Raw genomic sequence first — 6,779 nt, 5'->3', positions numbered from 1 at the left:
TTTCCCATCCACCCGGGGGATCCGCGTTGATCGCGGCCTCCGAAAGATATCCATCCGTGCTCATGATGTCTCCAATCGACACTGCCCACGCTTCTCCGCGGGGCCGCTCCGCACAATGGGTTGACGAATACAGACGCCCCGACTAGAGCGCCGCGGGGTCGCCTGAACCCGCGGCGGACGCCCGCCGGTCCTTGGCGATCGCCTGTCCGATGACCTGCCCACCGCTCGTCATCAGCGCGCGCCGCCAGGGCAGCATCCCCTCGATCTCGATCTGAATCGACATCGACAGAATGGTGCGGATCAGCACGATGATCCCGAGGATGACCGCATCCTCCAGAGAAGGCTTCGAGGTGATGGTGCGGATGAGGTCGGCGGCCACGAGGACCTCGAGACCGAGCAGGATCGCAGCTCCGAGCGTCGTGCGCAAGACGGAGAACGCTGCGCTGCCGCCCTCACCCCGGCTGAACGACCGCCAGCCCAGGATCACGGCGATGACGAACCCGACGATCATCGCGAGCGCGCCGACGGCTTCGAACCCCAGCGCCACGGTGGTGAAGACTGCCTCGAATTCCACGAGGCTCAGTGTAGGGCCCCGCTCGGCGGAGGCCCCGGAGATCAGACCGCGCTGCGATGCCGCAGGATGTCGCCGCGCTCCGGGTGCGCGGCGAACCAGTCGGCGACGTACCAGCACACCGGGATCACCTGCCGGTCGCCCTGCTTCTCCAGCTCGGCGACCGCGCGATCCACCAGCTCACCCGCATAGCCGTGACCGCGGAAGGTCGGCACCGTGTACGCGCGAGTCATCGCAACCGTGCGTCCGTCGTCGCGGTAGTCCAGCGCGCTCACGAGATGCTCGCCACGGAAGAGTGTGTAGCGAGAAGCATCCGGTTCGTGGGTGAAGGTCAGCGATGTCACCTAGACAGGGTACGTCCACGCCGGGACACCGGACGCGAAGCACCTGCGCGTTGCCTGAAAACCCGCGGATGCCAGCGCGACGCGCATCTCATCGACCCGCCGTTCGCCGCTCACTCGGTGACGTCGGCGAGATCGACCGTGAACTCCGCCGACCGCCCCGCCGGGGTCGCCACGGTCACCGTCCTGGTACCCGATCCGCCCGGAAACACCCGGAGCCGGAGACCGTCGAGATAGTCGTAGTCGGGTCGGTCGCTGCGCGCTCCCCACGGGATCACGGCGCCCGGACGCACGTACAGGGGAAGCGAGGCGAACCCGTGCTGCTCCCGTCGCCATGCGCCGCCGAGGACCTCTTCGCCGGTCAGCAGGTTCGTCCACCTTCCGGCGGGCAGGTAGAAATCCACGTCACCGGCGGCGGAGAACACGGGGGCGACCAGGATGTCGGCACCGAGCATGTACTGCCGGTCGAGGTACGCCACCGCCGGATCATCCGGGAACTCCACCTGCATCGGGCGCATGATCGGCGTTCCGCACGAGGCCGCCTCGAGGCTCGCCGCATAGAGATACGGCATCAGGTGCATCTTCAAGTGGGTGAAGACGCGGGTGACCTCGACGGCCTCCTCATCGAAGGCCCACGGGACGCGATACGAACCAGATCCATGGAACCGGCTGTGCGACCCGAGCAGGCCGAAGGCCGTCCAGCGCTTGAAGACTGCGGCATCCGGGGTGCCTTCGAACCCGCCGATGTCGTGACTCCAATGCGCGAAGCCGCTCAGCGCGAGCGACAGTCCCCCGCGCAGCGTCTCGGCCATCGACTCGAAGGTCGAGGTCGAGTCGCCGCCCCAGTGCACCGGCATCGACTGGCCGCCCGCGGTTGCCGACCGGGCGAACAGCACCGCCTCACCCTCGCCCTTCGTGTCGACGAGCACATCGTGCACCGCTTTGTTGTACAGCTGCGTGTAGAGGTTGTGCATACGCGACGGGTCCGATCCGTCGAACCATTCGACCTCCAGCGGGATGCGCTCACCGAAGTCCGTCTTGAAGCAGTCGACGCCTTGATCCACCAGGGCGCGGAGCTTGCCCTGGTACCAGGCTGTCGCATCCGGGTTGGTGAAGTCCACGAGACCCATGCCCGCCTGCCAGAGATCCCATTGCCACACCGATCCGTCCGCGCGCTTCACGAGGAATCCCTGCGCGGCGGCCTCGGCGAACAGCGGCGAGCGCTGCGCGATGTAGGGATTGATCCACACGCACACCCGGAGGTCCTTCTCGCGCAGACGCGACAGCATCCCCGTCGGGTCGGGGAACACCCGCGGATCCCACTCGAAGTCGCACCAGTTGAACTCCCGCATCCAGAAGCAGTCGAAGTGGAACACCGAAACGGGCAGCTCGTGCCGCGCCATCTCGTCGACGAACGATGTCACCGTCGCCTCGTCGTAATCGGTCGTGAACGACGTCGACAGCCACAGCCCGTACGACCACGCCGGCACGACCGGCGGCCTGCCCGTCAGCGCCGTGTACCGGTCGAGCACCTGTTTGGGCGTAGGCCCCGCGAGAACGAAGTACTCCAGCACCTCGCCGGCGACCGAGAACTGGACGCGCTCGACCGCCTCTGAGCCGATCTCGTAGGACACGTGGCCGGGATCGTTGACGAGCACGCCGTATCCCCGGTTGGACAGGTAGAACGGCACGTTCTTATAGGCCTGCTCGCTGGAGGTACCGCCGTCCGCATTCCAGATGTCGACCGACTGACCGTTCTTGACCAGCGGCCCGAAGCGCTCTCCGAGACCGTAGATGAGCTCGCCCACGCCGAGGTCCAGCTGCTCCCGGACGAAAGTGTGAGCGTGCGGAGCCGTCGTCCCGGTGCGGGCGTTTCCGACGACTCCGTGGCTGATCTGGGACTCGTCGGCGACCTGGACGTAAGCCTGCGCCCGGCCTCCGCTGCCGGTGACCCGCGTCCCGTTCACGTCGAACGAGAGGTTCCAGGGTGCACCCGCGGTCACGCGCGCCGACAGCGGACCAGCCGTGAGCACTCCCCCGTTCTCATCGACGGATGCCGTCCCCGCACCTGCGTCGACGGCGCCGGGCAGGTCGAACCCGCCGTGCCACGCTCCTCCGATGTGGTGTGCGACGCGGACCCGCACCACGCCGTCGAGGGGAGAGGAGAGCGTCACGGTCAGGACCGGCCGATTGAGCACGTCACCACGCTTGGCGATCGCGGCGGTGGGCGCCGTGATCACCAGACCCGCGCCGTCGACCGTCTGGTCGGTCTCGCAGATGTCGTACGCCTCGTGCGCATACAGCGCGGTGACTCCGGGCCGGAGCTGCCAGAACCCGTCGGTGAACTTCATTACTTGACTGCTCCTGCCGTGATGCCCCGGGTGAGGGTGCGCTGGAAGATGAGGAAGAAGATGAGCGTCGGGATGAGACCCAGCAGCGCTGAGGCGCTCGTGGTGGTGACATCCATCAGGCGGTCGCCCTGCAGGACGCTGATGGCCACCGGAACGGTCTGGTTCGCGTTGGAGACCAGGAACGTGAGCGGGATGAGGAACTCGTTCCACGTCCAGATGAAGAAGAAGATGAGCAGCACCGACAGAGTGGGACGGCTGATCGGGAAGATCACACGCCACAGGATCTGCCACCGGCTCGCGCCGTCGATCGCAGCTGCCTCGAGCACCTCCTTCGGGAAGGTTCCGTACACCGCCGAGAGCAGGTACGTGCCGAACGCCGCCTGGATCACGGTGAAGATGATGATCACCGACCACACGTTGTTGTACAGGCCGATGCCCTTGAACATGTAGTACAGCGGGTACAGCAGCGCCTCCTGCGGCAGCAGGTTGGCCAGGAGGAACAGCAGCACGATCCACGAGCGGCCCTTGATCCGCCCGATGCCGATCGCGAACGCGTTCAGCACCGAGATGAGCACCGCCAGCACGGCGACCATCCCGGAGATGAAGACCGAGTTCCAGATCTTCTCCGGGAAGTTGACCCGGTTCCAGAAGTCGACGATCCCGTCGAAGTAGAAGGACGTGGGCAGGGAGAGCGGTCCGCCGTTGGAGTAATCCGCGGGCGACTTGAACGAGTTGACCAGGATCAGATAGAAAGGCGCGATTATCAGGATCGCAGCCACCACGACGAAGGCCAGCATGAGCCAGTCGATGCCGCGCGGGCGGGACATGCCGCCGCGGCGTCGCTTCGGCTTCACGGGAGTCCTCGACGGTGCGTCGACGACGATTGCGGTTCCGGCGACCATCACAGACCCGCCCTTTCCTTGCGTTCCGCCGCGTTCTGCGCGCGGATGAACAGAATCGACACGATCGCGATGACGATCGTGAGGGCCGTCGCGATGGTGGCGCCGTAGCCGACCTGCTGGGCCTGGAAGAACTCGGTGTACGCGTAGTAGGCCGGCACGATCGTCGATGTGCCCGGTCCACCACGGGTCAGCACGTAGACGGGGCCGAACACCTTGAGGGCTGCGATCGTGCAGGTGAGCGTCACCACGTAGATCTCGGGTCGGATGATGCTGACGGTGATGGCGCGGAACCGCTGGAACCAATTCGCGCCGTCCAGCTCCGCCGCCTCATACAGCTCGGGGTCCACTCGCTGCAATGCGGCCATGAAGACCACGACCGGGTAGCCGATCTGGATCCAGATGAGCACCACCATGATGCTCGCAAGAGCCGTGTCGGGACTGCCCAGCCAGTTGTGGGCCAGAGCCCCGAGGCCGATCGTCTCCAGCATCTGGTTGAGTGCGCCATCGCCCGGGCGGAGGATCCACCCGATCACGATGCCCGCGATGACCGCGGGCAGGATCTGCGGCAGGTAGTAGGTGGCGCGGAGGAAGCTCGCCAGCTTGCCGCCGAACTTGCGTCCGATCACGTCGAAGAGCAGGGCGGCGAGGACCAGGCCGACCGTGGTCGGGACGATCACCATCGCGACGATCATCCAGATGCTGTTGCCGAACGACGTCCAGAACTTCGCGTCGCCCATCAGCTCGACCCAGTTGTCCAGCCCGATCCACTCCGGCGGCTTGATGCCGCGCCATTCGGTGAAGGTCAGGTAGAAGTTCCAGAACAGCGGGATGATCACCACGACCGTGAGCAGCACGAGTCCGGGGATGAGGTACAGCCAGTAGGCCGCCGAGCTGCCGCGCCCGCGCTGCGGGATCAGGGGCTCTTCGGGGGGCAGTTTCGCTCGCGACGCCTTGGGCGGTCGGACGAAGGGGACAGCGGTCATGCCGACTCCTCTGTGAGGCGGGAAGGAACGGGGACGCCGGGGGCATCGCCGGGCTGATGCGGAGCCATCCGTGGAAGGGTGGGCCGCCCCGGCCTCGGAGTCCGAGGCGGCCCGCAGAATCAGTCGCGCGTCAGCGGAAGTCCGAGACGTACGACTCGTACTCGTCGCCGAGCGACTGCTGCACGTCGGCGGGACTCTTGGTCCCGTTCACAAGCTCCTGCAGTTCGGCGACCAGGGTGTCGTAGAACGTGGGGGTCGGCCAGTCGGGGTAGAACGACAGGCCGTCCTTCTCATTCACCGCGTTGAACGCCTCGATCAGCTCGAGGCTCTTCTCGTCGGTGATGTCGGCCGTGTCGGCCGCGACCGGCAGGCCACCGTTGTTGCCGATCAGCGCCTGGATCTCCGGGCGCATCGTGATGTCGATGAACTCATAGGCGAGCTCCTTGTCGGCGGCGCGCTCGGGCACCACCCACAGGTTGCCGGATGAGCCGAGGCTGAGGTCGCTCTCAGGGAACGGAAAGATGCCGAAGTCGAAGCCGGTGATCTCGTTGACGAAGCGGCCGTACCACCAGCTGCCGGACACGAAGATCGGCGCGGTGCCGTTGATGAACGAGACGCCCGCGTCCTCCGCCTTGACACCCGACACGTCCGGCGAGATGTAGCCCTTGTCGACGTAGTCCAGGACGGTCTCGGTCGCGTAGGTGATCGCGTCGCCCTCCCAGTCGACGGGGTTCTCATAGAGCTGGTAGTCGTCGACGAACTGCCGGTCGGCCTGGCTCAGCGCGAGCTGGTACCACAGCTGCCCGAGCGGGTACTCCAGGCCCGCCTCCGCGAGCGGGGTGACACCCTGCTCGACGAATGCGTCCAGTGCTGCGGTGAACTCGTCGTAGGTCGTCGGAATCTCGATGCCCGCCGCGGCGAACGCGTCCTTGTTGTAGTACACCGTCACGAACTCGCCGTAGTTCGGGATGCCGTACCACGCGCCCGAGCCCATGACCCCGTCTTCGCTGTACGTCGCGGTGGTCTGCAGGGCGGGGGCGAGCTTGTCATCCCAGCCGTACTCCGTGACCGCCTCGCTGATGTCCGTCAGGAGCCCCTGACTTGCCAGCAGACCGGCCGTCGCGTTGCCCTTGTTGAACTCCATCAGATCGGGGGCTTCGTCGGAGTTGAGCACCTGGCTCGCCGTCGAGCGGATCTGCTCGAAGCTCTTCTCCTCGAACTCGACCGTGGCGCCCGTCTCCTCCTCGAAGATCTTGATGGCTTCGGCCCACGCGATGCCCATGGCGCTGTCGGCGCCCTCGTAATGCCAGAGCTTGAGCGTGTCGCCGGCCTCGCCGGCCGAGTCGCCGGATCCGCCGGCGCAGCCGGCAAGTGCAAGGCCGGCGATCGTCAACGAGCTGACGAGGGCGATCCCTCGTCGGGTGTTCGTGCGCATGGTGCGTGCCATCGGTGGCACTCCTTTCATGTTGACCCGCATTGGTCGGGACAGGGTTGGCAGTATTCAGTTGAATCTTGTCGAAGCGCTTCGATGAAGGACAGGCGAAATCGCAGCCAGGGGAGGGAGCGTCAGAGCAGCCTCTCGCGCGGTGCTGACGTCGGAAGGGGGGGCGAATCCGACTCTGAGGCCTTCT

Annotated in this window: 6 protein-coding genes; all 6 read right to left on the bottom strand. The window is 66.1% G+C overall.

Features of this window, described 5'->3' with window-relative positions:
• Positions 1–142: 142 nt before the first annotated feature.
• Positions 143–574 carry a DUF1622 domain-containing protein gene (locus VFX99_RS11405; RefSeq protein ID WP_329666411.1) on the bottom strand — a complete coding sequence of 144 codons (432 nt, stop codon included), beginning with the start codon at positions 572–574 and terminating at the stop codon, positions 143–145.
• 41 nt (positions 575–615) lie between these two features.
• On the bottom strand, positions 616–915 hold the full coding sequence (locus VFX99_RS11400; protein WP_329666410.1) for a GNAT family N-acetyltransferase: 300 nt from the start codon (positions 913–915) through the stop codon (positions 616–618).
• Between the two features lie 110 nt (positions 916–1,025).
• On the bottom strand, positions 1,026–3,263 hold the full coding sequence (yicI, locus tag VFX99_RS11395) for an alpha-xylosidase (protein WP_329666409.1): 2,238 nt from the start codon (positions 3,261–3,263) through the stop codon (positions 1,026–1,028).
• The gene (locus VFX99_RS11390) at positions 3,263–4,165 is read right to left on the bottom strand and encodes a carbohydrate ABC transporter permease (RefSeq protein ID WP_414684366.1); all 903 of its coding nucleotides are present in this window, start codon (positions 4,163–4,165) and stop codon (positions 3,263–3,265) included. Before VFX99_RS11390 ends, yicI begins: the two co-directional genes overlap by 1 nt.
• A complete protein-coding gene (locus tag VFX99_RS11385) occupies positions 4,165–5,148 on the bottom strand; it encodes a sugar ABC transporter permease (RefSeq protein ID WP_329666408.1) in 984 nt (327 codons plus the stop codon). The genes VFX99_RS11390 and VFX99_RS11385 overlap by 1 nt, the downstream gene beginning before the upstream one ends.
• A 130-nt stretch (positions 5,149–5,278) precedes the next feature.
• A complete protein-coding gene (locus VFX99_RS11380) occupies positions 5,279–6,595 on the bottom strand; it encodes an ABC transporter substrate-binding protein (protein WP_329666407.1) in 1,317 nt (438 codons plus the stop codon).
• Positions 6,596–6,779: the final 184 nt, after the last annotated feature.

Source organism: Microbacterium sp., from assembly GCF_036277215.1.
Classification (GTDB): domain Bacteria; phylum Actinomycetota; class Actinomycetes; order Actinomycetales; family Microbacteriaceae; genus Microbacterium.
Note: the sequence above shows the minus strand (reverse complement) of the source record. Positions and strands in the feature narration are given on the sequence as shown.